The organism is Rothia sp. HMSC072B03 (assembly GCF_001809565.1).
Lineage (GTDB): Bacteria > Actinomycetota > Actinomycetes > Actinomycetales > Micrococcaceae > Rothia > Rothia mucilaginosa_A.
Window position 1 is genome coordinate 1 of record NZ_KV797966.1, and the last position, 20,720, is coordinate 20,720.

At 59.0% G+C, this 20,720-nt stretch carries 21 protein-coding genes; 5 read left to right on the top strand and 16 right to left on the bottom strand.

Annotated features, from left to right (window positions below):
* Positions 1-349: 349 nt before the first annotated feature.
* The 9 genes from dnaB to HMPREF2630_RS01420 form a co-directional block, all read right to left on the bottom strand.
* The gene (dnaB, locus tag HMPREF2630_RS01380; protein WP_070483099.1) at positions 350-1,705 is read right to left on the bottom strand and encodes a replicative DNA helicase; all 1,356 of its coding nucleotides are present in this window, start codon (positions 1,703-1,705) and stop codon (positions 350-352) included.
* 105 nt (positions 1,706-1,810) lie between these two features.
* Positions 1,811-3,004, bottom strand: coding sequence for a glycosyltransferase (locus HMPREF2630_RS01385; protein ID WP_049344472.1), 1,194 nt, complete (start codon positions 3,002-3,004; stop codon positions 1,811-1,813).
* 133 nt (positions 3,005-3,137) lie between these two features.
* Positions 3,138-3,944, bottom strand: a complete 807-nt coding sequence (locus tag HMPREF2630_RS01390; protein WP_049344474.1) for a class I SAM-dependent methyltransferase — start codon at positions 3,942-3,944, stop codon at positions 3,138-3,140.
* A 785-nt stretch (positions 3,945-4,729) separates the two neighbouring features.
* Positions 4,730-5,035 (bottom strand): hypothetical protein, encoded by a 306-nt coding sequence (locus HMPREF2630_RS01395; protein WP_049344476.1) that lies wholly within the window; start codon positions 5,033-5,035, stop codon positions 4,730-4,732.
* Positions 5,036-5,227: 192 nt separating this feature from the next.
* On the bottom strand, positions 5,228-5,680 hold the full coding sequence (rplI, locus tag HMPREF2630_RS01400) for a 50S ribosomal protein L9 (RefSeq protein WP_049332204.1): 453 nt from the start codon (positions 5,678-5,680) through the stop codon (positions 5,228-5,230).
* A 20-nt stretch (positions 5,681-5,700) separates the two neighbouring features.
* Positions 5,701-5,937, bottom strand: a complete 237-nt coding sequence (gene rpsR, locus HMPREF2630_RS01405) for a 30S ribosomal protein S18 (RefSeq protein ID WP_004005948.1) — start codon at positions 5,935-5,937, stop codon at positions 5,701-5,703.
* 83 nt (positions 5,938-6,020) lie between these two features.
* A complete protein-coding gene (locus HMPREF2630_RS01410) occupies positions 6,021-6,650 on the bottom strand; it encodes a single-stranded DNA-binding protein (protein WP_049332206.1) in 630 nt (209 codons plus the stop codon).
* A 93-nt stretch (positions 6,651-6,743) separates the two neighbouring features.
* Positions 6,744-7,049 (bottom strand): 30S ribosomal protein S6, encoded by a 306-nt coding sequence (rpsF, locus tag HMPREF2630_RS01415; protein WP_049332208.1) that lies wholly within the window; start codon positions 7,047-7,049, stop codon positions 6,744-6,746.
* A gap of 189 nt (positions 7,050-7,238) precedes the next feature.
* Positions 7,239-8,663 (bottom strand): CCA tRNA nucleotidyltransferase, encoded by a 1,425-nt coding sequence (locus HMPREF2630_RS01420; RefSeq protein WP_049344478.1) that lies wholly within the window; start codon positions 8,661-8,663, stop codon positions 7,239-7,241.
* A gap of 115 nt (positions 8,664-8,778) precedes the next feature.
* Between HMPREF2630_RS01420 and HMPREF2630_RS01425 the strand changes: the two genes are divergently transcribed.
* From HMPREF2630_RS01425 to trxA, 5 genes are all read left to right on the top strand, one after another.
* Positions 8,779-9,282: an NUDIX hydrolase gene (locus HMPREF2630_RS01425; RefSeq protein ID WP_049332212.1), complete on the top strand. Its 504-nt coding sequence runs from the start codon at positions 8,779-8,781 to the stop codon at positions 9,280-9,282.
* Positions 9,283-9,377: 95 nt separating this feature from the next.
* Positions 9,378-11,042 carry a murein biosynthesis integral membrane protein MurJ gene (gene murJ, locus HMPREF2630_RS01430; RefSeq protein WP_049344480.1) on the top strand — a complete coding sequence of 555 codons (1,665 nt, stop codon included), beginning with the start codon at positions 9,378-9,380 and terminating at the stop codon, positions 11,040-11,042.
* Positions 11,043-11,165: 123 nt separating this feature from the next.
* Positions 11,166-12,353 carry a hypothetical protein gene (locus tag HMPREF2630_RS01435; protein ID WP_049344481.1) on the top strand — a complete coding sequence of 396 codons (1,188 nt, stop codon included), beginning with the start codon at positions 11,166-11,168 and terminating at the stop codon, positions 12,351-12,353.
* A 702-nt stretch (positions 12,354-13,055) separates the two neighbouring features.
* Entirely contained in the window at positions 13,056-14,090 is a 1,035-nt protein-coding gene (trxB, locus tag HMPREF2630_RS01440; RefSeq protein WP_049344483.1) for a thioredoxin-disulfide reductase, read from the top strand.
* A gap of 53 nt (positions 14,091-14,143) precedes the next feature.
* A complete protein-coding gene (gene trxA / locus HMPREF2630_RS01445; RefSeq protein ID WP_005504074.1) occupies positions 14,144-14,470 on the top strand; it encodes a thioredoxin in 327 nt (108 codons plus the stop codon).
* Positions 14,471-14,578: 108 nt separating this feature from the next.
* Here trxA and HMPREF2630_RS01450 read toward each other — a convergent pair whose 3' ends face one another.
* From HMPREF2630_RS01450 to rnpA, 7 genes are all read right to left on the bottom strand, one after another.
* The gene (locus HMPREF2630_RS01450) at positions 14,579-15,847 is read right to left on the bottom strand and encodes a ParB/RepB/Spo0J family partition protein (RefSeq protein ID WP_049344486.1); all 1,269 of its coding nucleotides are present in this window, start codon (positions 15,845-15,847) and stop codon (positions 14,579-14,581) included.
* Positions 15,848-16,108: 261 nt separating this feature from the next.
* Positions 16,109-16,951, bottom strand: coding sequence for a ParA family protein (locus tag HMPREF2630_RS01455; protein ID WP_049344488.1), 843 nt, complete (start codon positions 16,949-16,951; stop codon positions 16,109-16,111).
* Positions 16,952-17,438: 487 nt separating this feature from the next.
* Positions 17,439-18,080, bottom strand: coding sequence for a 16S rRNA (guanine(527)-N(7))-methyltransferase RsmG (gene rsmG, locus HMPREF2630_RS01460; RefSeq protein ID WP_049344490.1), 642 nt, complete (start codon positions 18,078-18,080; stop codon positions 17,439-17,441).
* 1 nt (position 18,081) lies between these two features.
* Positions 18,082-18,642 (bottom strand): Jag family protein, encoded by a 561-nt coding sequence (locus tag HMPREF2630_RS01465; RefSeq protein WP_049344493.1) that lies wholly within the window; start codon positions 18,640-18,642, stop codon positions 18,082-18,084.
* A 105-nt stretch (positions 18,643-18,747) separates the two neighbouring features.
* A complete protein-coding gene (yidC, locus tag HMPREF2630_RS01470; protein WP_049332230.1) occupies positions 18,748-19,734 on the bottom strand; it encodes a membrane protein insertase YidC in 987 nt (328 codons plus the stop codon).
* Between the two features lie 51 nt (positions 19,735-19,785).
* Positions 19,786-20,259 (bottom strand): membrane protein insertion efficiency factor YidD, encoded by a 474-nt coding sequence (yidD, locus tag HMPREF2630_RS01475; protein ID WP_005504090.1) that lies wholly within the window; start codon positions 20,257-20,259, stop codon positions 19,786-19,788.
* On the bottom strand, positions 20,256-20,621 hold the full coding sequence (gene rnpA, locus HMPREF2630_RS01480; protein WP_049346364.1) for a ribonuclease P protein component: 366 nt from the start codon (positions 20,619-20,621) through the stop codon (positions 20,256-20,258). The genes yidD and rnpA overlap by 4 nt, the downstream gene beginning before the upstream one ends.
* Between the last annotated feature and the right edge of the window lie 99 nt (positions 20,622-20,720).

Genomic DNA, 20,720 nt, shown 5'->3' on the forward strand with positions numbered 1-20,720 from the left:
CCGAATACAGGTGAAGTAGAACACAAATAAGGCCACATTGCGCCCTTTGGGTGGCTTATCTCAATAAATAACCTAGTCAGAACGATATATTGATTCCAAAGAAGGCCAAAAAAATTTTAAGCAGGGGTAAAAGACCCCTTCGGGGCCCCTCATGGGCCTCGGAACCCAGACAAAGACAGGGAAAAGCAAGAACCCCCATATACCTTCGCCGCTCCATCCCCGCGCCCGTGCTTCCTCCCCTACGTCAGTTATCCCCGGAGAAATAAACAGTGGGTAGGCCAAAGCCCCTGCTCCCAGACGAAGCTCGAGCTACCGAGCACTCAGCAACGGGAACAGGGGCTTTCAAAGTCTAGTACTGCGGAGGAGCCTCATTGGCCATGTTATTGAAGCGTGAGTACTTACCGCTAAAAGCCAGGGGAATTGTACGGGTCGGGCCACCGCGGTGCTTCGCGATAATCATGTCAGCCTCGCCCACGCGATCGCTATCGGGGTTATACATATCTTCGCGGTGCAGCAGAATCACCATATCCGCGTCCTGCTCGATAGAACCCGACTCACGCAGATCCGAAACCATCGGACGCTTATCGGTGCGCTGCTCCGAACCACGGTTCAACTGCGACAGCGCAATCACCGGAACATCCAGCTCCTTAGCCAGAAGCTTCAGGCTACGGGAGAACTCCGAGACTTCCTGCTGACGGGACTCCACCTTCTTGCCCGAGCTCATCAGCTGCAGGTAGTCCAGCACCACAAGCTTCAAATCGTTACGCTGCTTGAGACGACGGCACTTCGCACGGATCTCCATCAGAGTCATATTTGGCGAATCATCAATAAAGAGAGGGGCAGAATCAATACGGCCCTGCAGAGTCGCCAGGTTCGTCCAGCCCTCGGTGTCCAGATCGCCCTTCTTCAGACGACCCATTGAAATCTTGCCCTCTGCGGAGAGAATACGCATGGCCAGCTCGGTACGGCTCATCTCCAGAGAGAAGAAAACCGTTGCCATGTGGTGGTGAATAGCCGCCGAACGCGCAATATCCAAGGCCAGGGTCGACTTGCCCCCACCCGGACGAGCCGCAATCACAATCATCTGGCCACCGTGCAGGCCGCCGGTCAGCTCATCAAGCTCGATGAAGTCAGTCGGCACGCCGTACACGCCATCGGGGCGGTTCGAGTTTGCGTCAATCTCGCGCATCGTCGCTTCCAAGGCCTCAGAGAAGGACACGTAATCTTCCTTCGCGTTGCCATCGGTCACCGCGTAAATCTCCGCCTGCGCCTGATCCACGAGTGCGTCCACCTCGGTCTCGTTGGCGTAACCCAGCTGCGCAATCTTAGTACCCGCCTCAATCAGGCGGCGCATAATCGCGTGCTCCTTCACGATTTCGGCATAGTACTGAGCATTCGCAGCGGTGGGCACCGAAGCAATCAGAGTGTGCAGATACGCTGCGCCACCCACACGAGTCAGCTCGCCGCGCTTCTTCAGCTCGTCGGCAACCGTAATCGCGTCCGCGGGGCTACCGTGACCGTAGAGAGAAAGAATCGCCTCATAAATCGTCTCGTGCGCCGGCTTATAGAAATCAGACGCACGCAGGCTCTCAACCACATCCGCAATAGCGTCCTTCGACAGTAGCATGCCACCGAGCACCGACTGCTCAGCCACATCATCATGAGGCATAGTGCGGGAACCATAATCAATGGCAGTTTCAGACATGCTTATCCTCGCGTTTCATTCCGATATCTACGACGTTCCAGAAACAATTTCTGCAGAACTCCTATGCTAGTTTCTCACGAAGGCACATGCGAAACCCATACACGCCTAACGGGGAGCGCGCAGATAATCCTCAATCTTCTCAACGGCGAGCGCTGCGCCATTCATAGTGCGCATTGCCTCACCCAGCTGCCGCGCCCTAGCGCGCATGCCCTCATCGCTGAGCAGACGGTCCAGAATATCGCGCATATTGCCGCGGCGCACATCATTCTTCGTGAAACGCAGGGCGTTACCGTAGCGCACGCACTCCTCAATATTCCAGCTTTGCTCAGCCTGCATCGCAATACCGGCAAACGGCACACCCGCCAGGCACGCCGTCTGTACCGTCCCCTCACCGCCGTGGGTCATCGAGGCGTCAATATGGCCGGCGAGCAGATGCGCCGGGACAGTCCCGGCGAAATGGATATTGCTGCCCAGCATACTGGTATCCGAGAGCTGCACCCCGCCGCCGACCAGCACATCCACAGGAGCGGCTGACAGTTGCTGCAGCACCTGCACCAAAATATCTGCAGAGCCAGATGAGCCCATTCCCACGTAAATCAGGGGTCGTTCTCTGGGCTCGCGAACAATCTGCGGCAACTCACCGGGCGCACGGTAATAAATAGGACCCACACCAACATCAGGATCCACCAAAGAATCCCCGCGCAGCTGCGTAAACAGAGAACAGATAAGATTTACATCGGCGCTGAGCATATCCACAGTACGGCGAGGAAGCCTCAGCCCATGCTCACGTGCCACACGAGTAAAAGAAGCCGGCTTATACGACAACACCCGCGCCACCGCACGCAACCACCCCGGTGCCGCAAGCTCGCCATCTACAGGCTTCTTCGAAAAATACGTCGACGAGTAAGCGTACGGGCGCGCATAGAAAATAGGGACACCCGCAATACGCGCAGACAGCAGCATCGTCAGATTAGAACCAATCACCACAGCATCCGCGCTAAAGTCACGAATAGCCTCAAGCTCAGCGTTGACCCGCCGACGCACTATATCGGTCGTGAAAGGATGCCGCACTCCCCTACCTTGATCCAGCGCCATAATCTGCTCCGCCTCAGCATCGCTCATAATTGGCTCGCGAAGATGCACAGGAAGCCCCGCATTTTCCAGCAGTCCCAAGTACTTAGGGGAATACACATGGAACAAGACCGTATGACCTCGCTCCCGAGCCACACACGCTATCTCAATACATCGCGTGGTTTCACCCATATTGAAGCTTTCGGGAGAGAAAAGAATACGGCTCATAACAAACTCCGGTAGGCGCACACGTGACTGAGCCGAATCTGCGACTCATAACCTCACCAGTGTAAAACGGAGCCCCAGTATTCCTCGTTATACGGGGGAATACTGGGGCTCCGTTTCGCTGTATAAGATTCTCCTACTTCTTACGCAGAATCAGACCGATAGCGCCAATGTGGTCGGCGTGGCGGCGGAATACACCGCGCATACCCAGCACACGCTCACGAATCTGCGGCTTACGAGCCAGGTTGAACGCAATCTTTGCGACGCCGGCGGGCCCCTCATCGGCCAGCAGGCGCTTGGGTTCCAGCAGAGCCATATCGGTCTGATACACGTCCAGCACCTCGAAGCCTGCCTCCTCGGCCAGGGCGGTCCATTCTGCACGGGTCAGCGGACGGGCGTTCACGCGGATGGTGCGGGCCAGGTCCTTCTGAATCTCTTCCTTCAGCTCGGGGCGCAGGTAATCGGGAATCAGCGACATCTCGTGAATAGCGTAGTAGCCACCCGGACGCAGCAGGCGGGCTGCCTCGCGCATGATCTCCAGCTTGTGCTTATCGGTCTGCATGGTCAGCATTGCCTCGCCCACCACGGCGTCGTAGCTCTCGGAAGGCAGGCCGGTCTCCTGTGCGCTGGCGTTCACCACGCGGTAGTTCGGCTTATTCGCCGCACCAATGCGCTCGGTAACAATTTCGGCGGCCTTGGGGTCGAGATCCACACCGGTGTAGCTCTTCGGGGAACGCTTCACAATCTCCTGGGCGGTGATACCCAGGCCCGGGGCAAACTCCACGACGTCAATGTCGCCGCCCAGAGCGCGAGCCAGCAGCCAGTTGGTGGTTTCACGGCCACCGGGACGCAGAACCTTCTTGCCCAGCTGTGCGAGCAGCCAGTGGCCCGCGGCCTTATCGGCAGGACGATCGGTGCCGGGGACTGAAGGGGTCTTAGACACGGTGATAACTCCTCAATATTTGTATCTAATATGCAAGATTAATATTTCCTAATTCTAGACCCGCGACACCCAAGAAAGGAAATGTGACGTTATGCGAGGGTATGGATACCCTTTGTTACGGCGTGCCGCGTGAGCGCAAAGGGTCACGCTCAATGCTGCGCCATTGAGTGATACACCATTGAGTAGTTAAACAGAAACTGGAGCCGAACCTCTCGGTTCAACCCCAGTCTCATCACACACACATACATACGAAAATCAGAGCCACTTCCGCAAGGAAAGTCCAACTTTCTGATGGCCCTCTCGAACCATCTATATAAAGTATTACACGTAAACCTTTATTCCCTGTAGGTTAAAGCTGGAAGAAAGCTGGGAATAGCTGAGAGACTCAAATGCTCCGTCGGCGCCAAAAGATCAAACGTACACAGGAGCGGGTCCCACAGGGGAAATCGAAATAAACGTCGCCTCCAAAGCGTCTTCCAGGGCGAGTCTTTGGGGGGGTAAGGAGACCCATCGGTACTTAACGAAACCGCCCGTAGAAACCGGTCGCGTTAAAAGAAGAAAGGCAAGGCGCTATTGCCTTGCCTTTCTTCTTTCGCGAGCGGGCCTCCCCGCTACACGAAACACACACATTCACATCGCAGTCCTCTCGAACCAACACTTATAGTAAACACCGCGAACCTTACGGGAGGGTTGATTTTAGCTGGAAAGCAACTGGGAGAAGACCCGTAGAACGCTGAGAGGCGCAGAGAGTCATCCGAGAGAAACCGTGTACGCCGCGCCCAGGGCTAGGAAGCGCTCACATACAGGGTGAGTACAAGCAACGGATTCGTCACGATAGACACCAGGAGCAGGAGGATATTAGCCCAGCGAAAGCGACGGAACTTCACCAAACCCACCAGGGCACATACCACCGCAATGCTGGACCCCAAACCACCAACAATCAGAAAAAGCAACAGCAGAGTCGTAGCAAGGTTAGCGTCCGCCATTGGAACAAGCGCCAGGGCGCACAGCAGTAGGTTCACACCCTCCAGAATGACGCCGGTCACCAGAAGCTGGGCGCTTGAGGACATACGCGATAAAGATTTAGCCATGTCTACCAGTCTACGGGGTCTGCCGACCTACGTCGCATCCATCGCTCCCACGGGTTAGAGTGTGCGCCCACAGGGTCAATGTTTCACGTGAAACATGCGCCGGAACGGGTACAGCAAACGGGGTGCTCCTCCCGAAGGAAGAACACCCCGTTACGGTTTTTCAGTGCCTCAGCACGAAAACCTCAAAACTACTTACGCAGCAGCAACGACGTCCAGGACAACGTTAGCAACAACGTCAGCGTGCAGGCGGACAGTCACCTTGTACTCACCGGTGCGCTTGATAGCGGAACCCAGGTGGATGGTGCGCTTGTCAACGGAGCCAATGCCGGCAGCCTCAATAGCCTCAGCAATAGCGTCAGCCTTGACGGTACCGAACAGGCGGCCGTCAGCGCCAGCCTTGTGTGCAACGACAACCGGCTTAGCAGCCAGGGACGCAGCAAGTGCCTGAGCCTCTTCCAGAGAAGCCTTGGCGCGAGCCGCACGAGCGGCGCGGATGGACTCAACCTGCTTCTCGCCACCCTGGGTCCAGGTCACGGCGAAACCGCGGGGCAGCAGGTAGTTACGTGCGTAGCCGTCCTTAACGGTGACAACATCGCCAGCTGCACCGAGGCCGGAAACTTCCTGAGTCAGAATGATCTTAGCCATGTTACTGTCTCTCCTTCTCTTTAGCGGCCAGCGCCGGAGTAGGGCAGCAGAGCAACTTCGCGGGCGTTCTTAATAGCCTGAGCGATCTTGCGCTGCTCCTGAACGGTCACGCCAGTCACGCGGCGAGCGCGGATCTTGCCGCGGTCGGAGATGAACTTGCGCAGAAGTGCGACGTCCTTGTAGTCAATAACGGTGACGTCAGCAGCCTTGAGGGGGTTCTGCTTCGGTTTGGGCTTACGGATTTCAGCCTTAGCCATCGTGGTGCTCCTTAGAGTTGGGAGCCCGCGGCGGATAACCGCGGGATGGATTGATAAATTACTATTCGGAAAACGAAACCGGCTTAGAACGGAGGTTCATCGTCGGCGCCGCTACCCCAATCATAGTTACCGCCGGACTGGGAACTCCACGGATCAGCAGCGGGAGCTGCCGGGGCTGCAGGAGCAGCCGGAGCGGAGTAACCGGTCTGACCGGAGTAACCATTACCCTGGGGAGCCGCGAAATTATTCTGCTGCGGAGCGGAGTAACCGCCCTGAGCAGGGGCGTTGTACCCGGCGCCGCCGCCAAAGCCACCCTGCGCACCTCCGCCGAAGTTACCTCCGGCAGAACGCTGTGCGCGAGTCACCTGTGCGGTAGCAAAACGCAGAGTCGGGCCGATTTCCTCGACCTCAAGCTCAAACGAGGTACGACGCTCGCCTTCCTTGGTCTCGTACGAGCGGGACTTCAGACGGCCCTGTGCGATAACCTGGGTACCCTTCTTCAGGGTCTCCGCAACGTTCTCAGCGTAACCACGCCACACCGACGCACGCAGGAACAGGGTCTCCCCGTCCTCCCACTGGTTGGTCTGACGGTTGAACGAACGCGGAGTCGACGCGATCGTGAAGTTAGCAACCGCAGCACCCGCGGGGGTGTAACGGAGCTCCGGATCGCTCGTCAGATTACCGATAACGGTAATAACGGTATCGCCTGCCATAAGATGCCTCCTCGATAAGAGTTACAAGTGTGTTGATTCCAGTACAGCGCAACCCCCTGACATTTTTAGAGGGTCGGCAACCGGAGGGCGCAACTACTTGCTGGAGATCTTCTGATCCTCCGGGCGGATGATCTTGGTACGCATGACGGACTCGTTCAGGTTCAGAACACGATCGAGCTCAGCTGCGGTCTCGGGGGTAGCGGTGAAGTTCACCACTGCGTAGATACCCTCGGACTTCTTCTGGATCTCGTATGCCAGACGGCGACGGCCCCAGATATCGACGTTGTCGATAGAACCGCCCTCGTTGGTGACGATCTCGAGGAACTTGGACAGCGACGGCTCAACCGCACGGTCCTCAACCTCGGGGCTGAGGATAACCATCAGTTCGTATGCACGCATGATTAAACCCCTCCTTTGGGCTAAACGGCTATGGGATTTCCATAGCAGGAGATTCATTGTGCCCTATACGTGAAGCACACCGGGTGGGGAACACGCATAGATTTCTTAACAATACACCACGCTGGGCGGATGCAACAGTACCGCACCGCGTGAGCTCAACCATGCGATGCGGTACCGAAACCTCAGAAGCTACGCCTCCCGGCGCTGCTCCCACCACCGCAGGAGACGCGCCTTCGCTTCTTCCTCGGGAAGCGAGCCCTCGTCCAGGCGCAGGTTCAGCAGGAATTTGTATGCCTCGCCCACCACCGGACCCGGCGCAATCCCCAGAATCTGCATAATCTGGCCGCCGTCCAGATCGGGACGGATCGAATCCAGCTCTTCCTGAGCCGCCAGCTCGGCAATACGCCGCTCCAAATCGTCGTACGCCGCAGCCAGCGAGCGCGACAGGCGACGATTACGGGTCGTCACATCGGAGCGGGAAACCCGGTGCAGGCGCTCCAGCTGATCCCCCGCATCGCGCACGTAGCGGCGCACCGCCGAATCGGTCCAGCCCGACTCGCGGTAGCCGTAGAAACGCATGTGCAGCTCCACCAGGCGGGCCACAGCCTTAATTGTGTCGTTATCAAAACGCAGGGCGCGCATACGCTTCTTCACCATCTTCGCGCCCACCACCTCGTGGTGCAGGAACGAGACGGAGCCGTCCTTCTCAAACTTGCGGGTCTTCGGTTTGCCGATATCGTGCATCAACGCCGCAAAACGCAGAATAAAGTCCGGGGCAGGGCACGGGCCATCCTCGTCCGTCTCCTTCTCCATCGCCTGCTCCAGCACCTTCAGCGAATGTTCGTACACATCCTTATGGTGATGCGCCGGATCCATCTCCATGCGCAGCGCGGGAAGCTCCGGCAACACATAATCCGCCAGGCCGGTATCCACCAGCAGGTTCAAACCCACCCGCGGGTAATCCGCATCAATCAGCTTCACCAGCTCATCGCGCACACGCTCCGCAGAAATGATCTCGATGCGGCCGGCCATCTCGCGCATCGCCTCGAAAACCTCCGGGGCCACGCGCAGATTAAAACGAGCCGCGAAACGAGCCGCACGCATCATGCGCAACGGATCCTCGGAAAAAGACTCCTGCGGCGAGCGCGGGGTACGCAGAACGCCCTCACGCAAATCCTCCACGCCGCCGAAAAGATCAACCACCTCGCCGCTCGGCAAAGCCGCGGCCATCGCGTTAATCGTGAAATCGCGACGCACCAGGTCGGCGCTCAAATCGGTACCGAACTGCACCGTCGGCTTCCGAGAATCGGACACGTACACCTCGGCACGGTAAGTCGTCACCTCGTACACCACGCCGTTCTTGCGGGCGCTAATCGTGCCGTACTCTTTGCCGATATCCCACGTGTGCTCACCCCACACGCGCAAAATCTGCTCGCTCTGCTCCGGGGTGGCGTCCGTCGTCAAATCAAAATCGGTGAAATGGCCGCCGTCATCCAGCAGGTTGTCGCGGACAATACCGCCCACCAGGTACAGCTCAAACCCCGCCGCACGGTACAGCTCTCCCAGCTCGGCGGCATCCGGGTACTTCGACTCAACATCAATAATCAGCGACATAATCCTTTAATCGTGCCAGATAAAACGCCTCCACGACCACCCCGCGCCGCACGGGATGCCCACATCACCCCGCCCCGAAGCGCCAAAACCCTCTTCCATCAGTTAAGGTAGAACCATGAGCATTCCCGTACCCCGCGCACCCAAAACGCGCTTCGCCGCGCCCGCGCGCCCGGTACCGGCCCCCGAAGAAGTATCCGCCGGAGGGCTCATCATCGACTTCGACCGGCCCGAAGAACTCCCCGCGGCCATCATCGCCCGAATCAACCGCACCGGTCAGCGCGAATGGTGCCTGCCCAAGGGACACATCGAACGCGGCGAAACCCGAGTTGAAGCAGCCGGACGTGAAATCGCCGAAGAAACCGGAATCACCGGCTACCCCGTAGCCTCCCTCGGCACCATCGCCTACTGGTTCACCTCCAACGGGTTGCGCATCCACAAGACCGTGCACCACTACCTCTTCGCGGCAACCGGCGGCGAGCTCAGCATCGACAACGACCCCGATCACGAAGCCATCGACGTCGCGTGGGTCCCCCTCGCTGAGCTGCCCACCCGCCTCTCGTTCGCCAACGAGCAGCACATCGCCCGTAGCGCCAGCGAATACATCACCACCCACCTCTAACGTCCCGGCAAGCCTTCGGGGCGACATCCCGAAGGTAGCCGGACAGAGGCCCGAAGACATCCGACCGACCATCACCGCCAACACAGGAGAGACACGTGGCACGAACCGACGCCCGCTCAAGCGCAATCATGGCCGCAGGTACGCTCGTCTCGCGCATCCTCGGATTCGTCAAGACCATCCTGCTCACCGTCGCTATCGGTTCGCTCTCTACCGTCGGTGACGTCTTCGAAACCGCGAACACCCTCCCCAACCTCATCTACGTGCTCGTTGCCGGCGGCGTGTTCAACGCGGTTCTCGTGCCCCAAATCATCAAGGCCGCCAAGGCCCAGGACGGCGGCGCGCGCTACATCTCCAAGCTCGTCACGCTCACCGTCACCGCCATCGGCCTGGTCACGCTCATCACCGTCGCCTGCGCCTGGCCCATCATCAGCATCATGGGCTCGGGATGGACCCCCGAACAGCGACAGCTCGGCTTCATCTTCTCACTCTGGTGTCTACCCCAGATCTTCTTCTACGGCCTCTACACCGTCATTGGGCAGGTGCTCAACGCGAAGGACGCCTTCGGCGCGTACATGTGGTCGCCCGTGCTGAACAACGTCATCACCATCCTGTCGCTGTTCCTCTTCATCTTCCTCTTCGGAGCGCAGACCCCCAACCCCCACCCAATCCACACCGTAGACAACTGGACCAACGCACAAACCCTCGTGCTCGCCGGTTCCTCGACCCTCGGCGTGGTTATGCAGGCGCTCGTACTCTTCATCCCCCTGCGCCGACTCGGCCTGCGACTCAAGCCCGATTTCGCGTGGCGCGGCATCGGCCTGCGCGCAGCCTCCAAGCTCGCCGCGTGGACCCTCGCCTCCGGTATCATCTCCAACCTGGCCTTCCTCTACATGACCAAGGTTGCTGCAGGCATCGTCGGTCAGCGCGAGCACTACGCCGCCATAGGCATCCAGATTCCGGGTCTGCAAGCCCTCAACTACGCCTCCATGCTGTACATGCTGCCGCACGGCGTTATCGGCATCTCCATCGCCACCGTGCTCTTTAACCGCATGAGCGCCTCAGCTATCGCCGACGATAACGACAGCGTCATCTACGCGCTCTCTCACGGCCTGCGTAACGCAGCCGTTGCCACCGTCTTCTGCATGGTCGGACTCATCGTGCTGGCCGGCCCCATCGCCGTGCTATTCAGCGGTGGCGACCCCATTGCGGCCACCATCATCGCCCGCCTCATCGTCATCACCGCGCTCGGCACCCCCACGCTCACCATCAACTACCTCTACAGCCGCGTGCTCTACGCTCGCGAAGACGCGCGCACGCCCTTCCGTATCCAGGTGTACTCCGCCATCATCATGGTCGTCATGAGCTTCGCAGCCTCCATGCTCGACGCCCAGTACACCGTGTACATGCTCGCTTGGATTTACCCCATCCACAACATTCTGCTCATGTTCATCAGCCACTACATGGTGCGCCGCCGTCTCGGCTACTACGGCCAGCGCGGCATCGTCAGCGTCTATGCGCGCACGATTCTCGCATCGCTCTTTGCCGGCGCCATTGCCGCCATCGCCCTGTGGCTGCTCGGCGGATACCAGCTTGACGGCTTCGCGTGGTCCTCCAAGATCACCGCGATTATCACGCTGGTAATCTGCGGCTCAGTCATGGGCCTTGCCTACCTGGCGGGCGTGCAGATCTTCCGCGTCAAGGAAGCTAACGCACTTTTGGCACCCATCACATCCAAGCTCGAACGCCTGGCCCGCCGCTAGGCCCGCAGGCGCCCAGCACGCCACGAACTATCACTCAGCCACGGCCTATTGCAAAGCCGGGTAGAATCTATTAGCAGAGCCCGCCACACGGCAGGCACTTTGAAACCACCTCGGGAGAACACGTTGTCGCAACAGATTCCGGTCGGATCGGTCCTCGGCGGCCGCTACGAAATTACCGCCCACATCATCATTACGGCAGAGTCCGATATGGTGCTCGAAGGCATCGACCAGATCCTTAACCGCAAGGTCTCAATCGTCGTCGCCTCGCCCAACCGCAGCGCCCTGCTGGAGGCCAACTCCCGCGCGCTTGCGACCAACTCCCGAGGCAACATTCAGATTCTCGATCTGGGCATCACCCCCGAGGGAAGCCGCTACCTGGTCACCTCGCACACCCGCCCGGATACCCTTCTCGATACCCTTCTCGTCGAGAACCATGCGCTCTCCAACGCGGAGGATGCACTGGGCACCGAAATCTTCGGCGACTCCGATGCGGAGCGCTCCCCCAATTCCTACGAGAAGGTCTCCTCCGGCACCGCCAGCCAGGAAACCATCAGCGCCTCCAAGAGCTGGAACTCCGGCGAGAGCAGCGCCGTGACCGCCTACTCCGAGCCCGCCAGCATCTACGAAGAGGAGGAGGACGAAGACGAAGGCGGTAGCCGCGGTACCTGGGCCGTCGCTCTGGCCGCCGTCCTGCTGCTGGTCATCGTCGCGGGTGGTGTGCTGACCTCTCTGGGCGCTATCGGCTCCAACCAGGCAGCTGCGCCGCACACCCCGAAGGCTTCGGCCAGCGAGACGGCCAGCGCCGAGGCATCATCCTCGGCCACCCCGACCGCCAAGGCCTCGAACGCACCCGCGAAGATCGCATCCGTGGCGCGTTTCGCTCCCTCGGAACCCACGTTCATGAGCGACATGGACTCCCTGATTCCGAACCTGACCGACGGTAACGCCAACACCGCATGGATCAGCTACGGCTTCGGCACCGCCAACTACGCCGGCACCATCAAGGAATTCGGCCTGGCACTGAAGCTGCAGACCCCCACCGTCGTCTCCAAGCTGACCATCCAGCAGAACACCGGCACCGGCGGTTCCTTCACCGTCTACACCAACAGCTCCGCATCCCTGAGCGGTGCGGTTGAGGTTGGTAAGGGCACCTTCGAGGGCAAGGATGCGGTCGTGAACCTGGATACCTCAAAGCAGAGCGCAGAAAAGGGTGCCTACGTGATTATCGTGGTCAACGAGCTGCCCCGCCTCTCCCTGCCGATTGGAGTTTGGAATTACGGCCTGCGCATCAACGAGATCAAGGTGGACTAATCAACCCATAACGCAACGCCGACAGAGCGCTTGCACCCCAGACACAAGGGCGGGGCTTCTGAACTAACGGTTCGGAAGCCCCGCCCTTTTGATGTAGTTAAGAGAAAGCCATCTCCTATTTGAAAGGCACGGTTGATTTCGTCTCTAGCGCGGGCCTCGTAATTACGGCAGCATCCTCAAAAGCCCCTCTACGGTAAAGAAAAGCATGGAGAGCTGGACCAGGACGTAGCGGCTAGCTTTGATGAAATCTCCAAGATCTCGCAGAGTAGCCCCAAGATTGCTCAAGTGATTCTTACGGTGTCGGGGCTGAGCCGTATGAGGGTTGTTGTTCATTTTTGCCTCTCCCCCTGTGCAAAGCGCAGAGAATTGGTAGATGTTGTACTTTGACTACACGACACACCCACCAATATCGCCCTCGTATAATCGCCCGACTATCCTACCGGGACCATCTCCCTAAATCTAGCCACGGATATAAAGCATCCATGTTTTTTCGGCAATGTAGCGATGGCCGTTATAGGTCTCTTTTGGCATGAAATCCTGGCCATTTTGATGTCCTTTTATGACTCTTTATGGCAGGGTGGCTACTCAAAGATTCACAGTGCGCGGAGTATCTGGATAAGGGTCCCCAAAAAATGGAATAATCGAGGATAAAGCCCTGTTATAGGAGCAGAACGAAAGACCTACAACGGAAAGACATATCTGATGACTGAGAATCTGGGAGGCCTCTTCGGAGGCTCCGCCCTAGGCAATCTGAACCTCGCATCCGCACCCGCCACCAAAGCCGCACCGGCTGCCGAGGTTGAGGCCGACACAACCGTCCACAACGTCATTATTGTGGGCTCCGGCCCCGCCGGCTACACCGCGGCAATTTACGCTGCGCGCGCCAGCTTGAAGCCCGTCCTCTTCGCCAGCTCCCTGGCACCCGGCGGCTCCCTCATGAACACCACCGAGGTGGAGAACTTCCCCGGCTTCATTCAGGGAATCCAGGGCCCCGAGCTGATGGAAAACATCGGCCAGCAGGCCGAGCGTTTCGGTGCAGACATCCGCTACCAGGACGTGGAGAAGGTCGAACTCACCGGCGACGTGAAGAAGGTCTACACCGCAGACGGCGCCGTTCATCTGGCGAAGACCGTCATCATGACCACCGGTTCTCAGGTCCGCAAGCTCAACATCGAGGGCGAAGACCGACTCTCCGGTTACGGCGTTTCCTGGTGCGCAACCTGCGATGGCTTCTTCTTCAAGGACAAGGAAATCGCAGTGGTCGGCGGTGGCGACTCCGCGCTGGAGGAGGCACTGTTCCTGACGACCTTCGCATCCAAGGTGTACCTGGTGCACCGCCGCGATTCTTTCCGCGCTTCGGAAATCATGCAGACCCGCGTGTTCAACAACCCGAAGATTGAGGTCGTCTGGGATTCGGCTGTCACCGCCGTTCACGGCGAGAGCAACCTCGAGTCGATTACCCTGACCAATACCAAGGACGGTTCTGAGCGCCAGCTGGCTGTTCAGGGTCTGTTCATCGCTATTGGCTCCGATCCTCGCGTGGAACTGGTACGTGACCAGCTGGAGATTACCGAGAACCACACCATCGCGGTTCAGGGTCGTTCCTCGAAGACTTCCGTTCCCGGCGTTTTCGCTGCCGGTGACGTGATTGACCCGACCTACCGCCAGGCAATTATTGCTGCCGGTTCCGGTGCTGTTGCCGCTCTGGACGCGCAGCACTACCTCGAAAACCTCTAAACTATTCGTATTACTCGCAGGGGAATCCACCCCGTGTCAGAAAGGAGCACTCCATGAGCAGTGCACAGCAGGCAACTGATGCCACTTTTGACGAACTGGTTCTGAAGAACGACAAGCCCGTTATCGTGGACTTCTGGGCTGAATGGTGCGGCCCCTGCCGCATGGTTGGCCCCGTGATTGACGAGATTGCTGGCGAGTACGCCGGTCAGGTCGACGTGGTCAAGGTGGATGTTGAGGCGAATGGCGATACCGCTATGAAGTACGGCATTACCTCTATTCCCGCCATCTACCTTTTCAAGGGTGGCGAGGTCGTCAAGAAGACCGTAGGTGCTAAGACGAAGCCCGCTCTGCTGGCTGAGTTCTCTGAGCACCTGGGCTAACCTCAAGAGACTACAGAAATCCCCCGGTGATGTTTCACGTGAAACATCACCGGGGGATTTTCATATATTCAACTGAAATCAGCTGTTATAAGCGATTTTCAAAGGATGTTACCCGGAGAAATCAGAATCCAGAACACGGATGATGCGGTTCAAATCTTCCACATTGGCGAACTCAATCGTCATCTTACCCTTGCGGGCACCCAGAGAAATCTTCACGGAGGTATCGAGCTTATCAGCGAAGGCCTCCGCAATGTAATCCAGGCGCTCGCGATGCTTCTGCGGCCGGGGAGCCTTACGCGCTTTGGGCTCCTCCGCACCGGAGGTGGCGGCCACGAGCTCCTCGGTGGCGCGCACCGACAGCCCCTCATTCACGACCTTCTGAGCAACGGTCTCAATCTGTCCCTGGTCACTCAGCGCCAGGAGGGCGCGGGCATGGCCAGCAGAGAGAATCCCGGCGGCAACGCGACGCTGCACGAGGGCGGGCAACTTCAGCAGGCGAATCGTGTTCGAAATCTGGGGGCGGGAACGACCGATGCGCTTGGCGAGCTGCTCCTGGGTGGTGTCGAATTCCTCCATCAACTGCTGGTAGGCCGCAGCCTCTTCAATGGGGTTCAGCTGACTGCGGTGCAGGTTTTCCAGCAGGGCGTCACGTAGCAGGTCTTCATCATCGGTCTCACGAATAATCGCGGGAATCGTCGAGAGGCCGGCAGCCTGGGTTGCGCGCCAACGGCGTTCACCCATGACCAGCTCGTACTTCTCTGCCCCGCGCTCGCGGGAGGGACGCACCACGATGGGCTGCAAGACACCAATCTCACGCACCGAATGGATGAGCTCCTCCATGTCCTGCTCATCGAAATCGGTTCGCGGCTGTTTGCGGTTAGGGTGAATATCGCGCACGTTGAGCTCTGCAAACTGCGCACCGGGCACCGGCACCAGATCGGACTGCTCCTGCTCGCTTGCACCGGGAACGGGGACATCCTCGCCGAAGAAGAAATCCACCGGGCGGCGGGTCAGGGTCGTATTGCGCAGGGCCGCACCCATATCGACGCGAGACTTCTTCTTCGATGTTTCACGTGAAACATCATGCGTCGAATCGGCATGGTTAGACTCAGGCTGAAGAGGTTCGGAGGGAGGTTCGGGAGCCTCGTGTTTGGGTGCTCGGTGGGGCTTCTCAGGCTTCGCCTCGTGGGCCATCTCAAACAGGCCATCGCTCATAGGCTCGTCTGCGAGAGCGGGAGCGGGCGCCTTCGAGTGCTGACTAACCTCGGGCACTACCTCTCGTTCGGCCGCCTTCTTCTCGGCGCTTCCAGAATTCTTCGTACTCTGGGGAATCAGGGCCCCCAGACCACGACCCAAACCACGTCGCTTCTCAGCCATCGTCACTCCTTTGGACTCCCGGATGAGTCCGTTCATATTGCTTCTTTATCTAGTGTAGACGAATCGTGCGACATTCAGGGAGTGGTTTAAGGGGCATCCAAAAATTTCAAAATATATCAAATATAAAACTTATATAGGGTGTTTTTTAAAAATTTCAGCTTATTGCCAGCAAAAGCATCCCCTCCACACGCCTCAAAAGAGATGCGGAGGGGATGTCTAAAATATAGGCGGCAATAATAAACCGCGTATTCAAAAATTAAATCAAGCCGAACGCCCCGAAAGCTCCTTAGCGGCTTCTCGGTAAGCGCGGGCGCCGGTCGAGGAAGAATCGTACGTGATGACGGTCTGCTGGTAGCTAGGTGCCTCGGAGATACGCACGGAGCGAGGGATCTTCACACCCAGGGTTTCCTGCGGGAAGTGCTCACGCACCTCCTCCGCCACCTGGAAGGCCAGGTTGGTGCGAGCATCATACATGGTGAGCAGAATCGTGCTAATGCGAAGCTTCGAATTCAGATGCTTCTGGATCATCTGAATATTCTTGAGCAGCTGACTCAGACCCTCGAGGGCGTAGTACTCGCACTGAATCGGAATTAGAATCTCCTCGGCGGCCACGAAGGCGTTCACGGTAAGGAGACCGAGGCTCGGCGGGCAGTCGATAAATACGTAGTCGAGGCGAGGCATCCCCTGCTTCTCGCGCCACTCCGTATAGTCCACCAGGGCGTTCTTGAGGCGGGTCTCTCGCGCCACGAGAGAGACCAGCTCAATTTCAGCACCCGCAAGGTCGATGTTGGCCGGTGCACAGAACAGACCGGGCATATCGGGACATTCCTGCACAATCTTGGCGAGAGGCTTATCTTCGATGAGCACGTTATAGACGCTGGGCGCATCCACGCCATGCTCAATGCCCAGAGCGGTCGACGCATTACCCTGCGGGTCGTTATCGATGACAAGAACGTTTAGGCCGGCTTCCGCGAGCGCGGCGGCAAGGTTGACGGCGGTGCTGGTTTTCCCCACGCCACCCTTCTGATTCGACACGGTAAAGACACGCGTATGCACAGGCTTGGGGAGTAGATCTGCGGCCGCTTTCTGGGCGTGGTGAGTCATCGGGTGCCTTCCGTAATCCGAGTCGTAATTCGCGTTGATGTTTCTGGGAGGGGTGCCTCAAATAGGTATGGTCTACACCAGTACCCACCGTAGGAGCAAACAGGAACCCCCACGTGTGCCAGGCGCCAATGTTTCACGTGAAACATTGCAGTCTTGGCTACGCGTGATGTTTCACGTGAAACACCGCGGTACACAAGCACGCTCCTGAGGGCTACACAGGGTGCGGCAGATAGCCTGTCGCCATCCAATCATTGCCGACCTCAGCCTGAAGTTCAACCCCTCCTTCAAGGGTACCCGTCGCGGCGGCAATACTCCACGTGAGGGGTCATTCTGGATACATGCGGCGAATATAGGCGTGCCAGACGCAGAAAGGTGGCGCTGCACCGAGCGAGTGTTTCCACTCCCCTGGCGCAACGCCACCTTTCGATAAGCGTCCGCAATCCTTCACGGGGTATTTACGTTTCTGCAATACCCCAACCCTGCAGTACTAGAGGCGCACGCGAACCACCGTCGTCGGCTCTTCCAGTAGATCACCGCCGGCGGTGAGAATCTCGGTCTCGCGAGCACCGTAGCGATTCAGCTTCTTCTTCGCCTTGGTGATTTCTTCAGCGGCGCTACGACCCTTCAAGGCCAGCAGCTCGCCGGTGCCGCGCAGAATCGGCAGGGTGATATCCAACAGTCCCACCAGGGCGGACACGGCGCGGGCGGTGACGACATCCGCATCCACGGCACCTACGGCCTGCTCGGCACGCGAGCGCATCACGGTCACGTTCTCCAGGCCCAGGTCCTCGATCACCTCGTTGAGCCAAATGACGCGACGCTCCAGAGGCTCAATCAGGGTTAGCTTCAGATCCGGGCGAGCAATCGCCAGGCACAGGCCGGGCAGACCGGCACCCGAGCCAACATCGGCCACAGAGGCATTCGGGGCGATATATTCCTGCACCACGGCACAGTTGAGCACGTGGCGGGCCCACAGGCGCGGAACCTCGCGGGGGCCAATCAGCCCGCGCTCGATGCCGGTCGTCGCAAGGTGCTGCACGTAGCGCTCCGCCAGAGGCAGGCGCTCACCGAACACAGCCTCGGCGGCGGCGCGCTCATTCTCGTTCAGAGTTACCTTCGTTTCCTCCACCTTAGGCTCCTACCTCGGGGAGAGAAATCACAACGTGACGGCGCGGACCCTCACCCTCCGACTCGCTGTACAGGCCGGCGGCGGCTACCACATCGTGCACCACCTTGCGCTCGTAGGGGCTCAGCGGCTTCATGTGCTCGTCGCGGCCGGTAGCGCGTACCTTCTCGATAGCCTCGGCGGCAATCTTCTCCAGGTACTCGCGGCGCTCGGCACGGTAACCTGCGATATCCAGAATCAGGCGCGAGCGGGTGCCGTTGCCGGCCAGGACGGACAGGCGCACCAGCTCCTGCAGGGCGTCCAATACCTCGCCGTGGCGACCCACCAGGTGGCGCAGCTCTTCGTTGTCATCGTCGTCATTGACGACCGAAAGATAAATGCGGTTATTGCGCACCTCGATGTCAATGTCGCCGTCCAGATCGGCGATGTCTAGGAGCTCTTCGAGGTAATCGGCGGCAATATCGCCTTCTTCCTCGATATCGTCAATCTCCTCGTAGCCTTCGGCGGCCTCGTCCACGAACTGCTCGTCGCCGAGCTGCTCCTCATATTCCATAGCTTCAGTCACGATTATCCTCGGGTATATGCGGGGTTTGGGGGTACAAAGTATCTCATACACGGCGCCGGGCCCGCGCCTTACGCGGCGTGAGCCCGGCCCGGATGGGTGGAAAGCTTACTTTCCGTTTTGCTTATTGCGTTGCTGCTTCTGGCGCTTCTTGCTCACCGGCTGCTGGCGCTGACCGGCTGCGGCACGCTCGCGAGCCTCCTGCAGGTCCTTCTCGTGCTGCTCGCGGGTCTTACCCACCGGGGGCAGGCCCTTCGCCGCACGGCGGGCGTTCAGCTCACGCTCGGCCTGGGAACCGGGGGTCGGGTTGTTGCGGATAACCCACCACTGCTGACCCAGCGACCAGAGGTTCGAAACGGTCCAGTAGTACATCACACCGAGGGGGAAGTTAATACCGGAAACAGCGAAGATGATCGGGAAGATGTACATGATCATCTGCTGCTGACGGAACATCGGGGAGTTCAGAGCAGCCTCCGACATGTTCTTCACGCTCAGCTGCTTCTGGATGTAGAACTGGGTGGCGCTCATCATCACAATCATGATGGCAGCCTGAATCACCGTCGCGGTGGCGTCGCCAGCCCCCGGGTGCATCATGGTCGCGAAGAGCTGAGCACCGAAAATCTGGGAGTCGTTGAACTGATGCACTAGCTCAGCCGGCAGCATGAGCACGCCCTGGTTATTCTGCGCTGCGGTGGGCACGCCCATCAGCACCTGGTACAGACCGAAGAAAATCGGCATCTGAGCCAGAATCGGCAGGCAGGAGGCGAAGGGGTTCGTACCGTGCTTGCGGTACATTTCCATCTGTTCCTGGGCCATGGCCTGGCGGGAGAGCTGGTCCTTCTTACCCTTGTACTTCTCCTGCAGCTTCGCCATATCGCCCTGCATTGCGGTCATACCACGCATGGCCTTGATCTGCTTGACGAACAGCGGGATGGTCAGGGTACGCATCACCAGGGTCAGGAAGATGATGCACAGAACCCAAGTCAGACCGGAAGCCGGGTCCATGCCCAGCGAGGTGAAAAGAGTGTGGAACAGCCACAGGACCACGGAGACGATCCATTTAAACGGCCAAAGAATCAAATCAAAAATATTCACGCGGGAATACTCCTTAAGGACTCGGCTAAGTCATTGTGTGGGAGGCGCCGCCTACTCAGGGCGGGCGTCACCACCGGTGTGAGGGGTGTAAAGATGGGGGTGGTTGAGCAGAATAATTTTCGGTTCTGCTCCGGGAGCGAAAGTACGCTTCCCCTCCGGGACTGGGTCGATACCTCCGGTCGCCCAGGGAACACACCGCAGAATACGGCGCACCGTCAGGGAAAGCCCGCCCATCGCACCGTGGGTGGTCAGCGCCTCCAGGGCGTACGCCGAGCAGGTCGGGTAGTAGCGGCACACGTCCCCGTAGAGGGGGGATACGACCTTGCGGTAGGCCTTCATGCACGCGATTAGCAGGTTCTGCGGTAGAACGTAGAGAGCCTGCAGGAAAGTTTCAGGCCTTACGAATTCGTTAGGTGCTAGTGCCAGCAGCTCGTCGGGGCCCAGAGTCTCTGCAGATGCGCTATAGGTGCCGCTGTGATGCGCGTGGAAGCGTTCTTCACAGCGGTCACGCTGGGAACGACTCACGGCTTCTCCTTGCTCTGAGGCAGGTCGAGCTTAGCGAACGCGGTCTCGAGTGCCGATTCGTAGTCGCGGCGTAGCTGATCCCAGCTGGCGCTCGCGGAGGCAGGAAGCGCTCGCACAGCGATGGCGTACCCTTCCGGATGCGCGGCGCAGGTGAGCGCGGCAAGCTCACGCAACCGGCGCTTAACCAGGTTGCGTGTCACCGCGTTGCCCACCGCCTTCGACACAATGAAACCTACCCGGGTTGTTTTTCCGGGATTTTTCGCCGTAGATACAACGATGTTCCGGCGTCCACTGCGGATGCCGGAACGGAAGGCGTGGGAGAATTCAGCGCCGGTGCGCATTCGGTGCCGTTGAGGCAGCACGTCTCCCCCTTTACATGGTGGGGAGGCTCGGCAGGGCCGGCCTCCGCATTTTCTACGCTTAATGATAGTTCGCCCGCCGATGCGTGTGCATCGGCGGGG

Excerpts from the sequence above, each read along its gene's own strand:
- dnaB (WP_070483099.1), bottom strand. The coding sequence starts at position 1,705 with ATGTCTGAAACTGCCATTGATTATGGTTCCCGCACTATGCCTCATGAT.
- HMPREF2630_RS01385 (WP_049344472.1), bottom strand. The coding sequence starts at position 3,004 with ATGAGCCGTATTCTTTTCTCTCCCGAAAGCTTCAATATGGGTGAAACC.
- HMPREF2630_RS01395 (WP_049344476.1), bottom strand. The coding sequence starts at position 5,035 with ATGGCTAAATCTTTATCGCGTATGTCCTCAAGCGCCCAGCTTCTGGTG.
- rplI (WP_049332204.1), bottom strand. The coding sequence starts at position 5,680 with ATGGCTAAGATCATTCTGACTCAGGAAGTTTCCGGCCTCGGTGCAGCT.
- rpsR (WP_004005948.1), bottom strand. The coding sequence starts at position 5,937 with ATGGCTAAGGCTGAAATCCGTAAGCCCAAACCGAAGCAGAACCCCCTC.
- HMPREF2630_RS01410 (WP_049332206.1), bottom strand. The coding sequence starts at position 6,650 with ATGGCAGGCGATACCGTTATTACCGTTATCGGTAATCTGACGAGCGAT.
- rpsF (WP_049332208.1), bottom strand. The coding sequence starts at position 7,049 with ATGCGTGCATACGAACTGATGGTTATCCTCAGCCCCGAGGTTGAGGAC.
- HMPREF2630_RS01420 (WP_049344478.1), bottom strand. The coding sequence starts at position 8,663 with ATGTCGCTGATTATTGATGTTGAGTCGAAGTACCCGGATGCCGCCGAG.
- HMPREF2630_RS01425 (WP_049332212.1), top strand. The coding sequence starts at position 8,779 with ATGAGCATTCCCGTACCCCGCGCACCCAAAACGCGCTTCGCCGCGCCC.
- trxB (WP_049344483.1), top strand. The coding sequence starts at position 13,056 with ATGACTGAGAATCTGGGAGGCCTCTTCGGAGGCTCCGCCCTAGGCAAT.
- trxA (WP_005504074.1), top strand. The coding sequence starts at position 14,144 with ATGAGCAGTGCACAGCAGGCAACTGATGCCACTTTTGACGAACTGGTT.
- HMPREF2630_RS01450 (WP_049344486.1), bottom strand. The coding sequence starts at position 15,847 with ATGGCTGAGAAGCGACGTGGTTTGGGTCGTGGTCTGGGGGCCCTGATT.
- HMPREF2630_RS01455 (WP_049344488.1), bottom strand. The coding sequence starts at position 16,951 with ATGACTCACCACGCCCAGAAAGCGGCCGCAGATCTACTCCCCAAGCCT.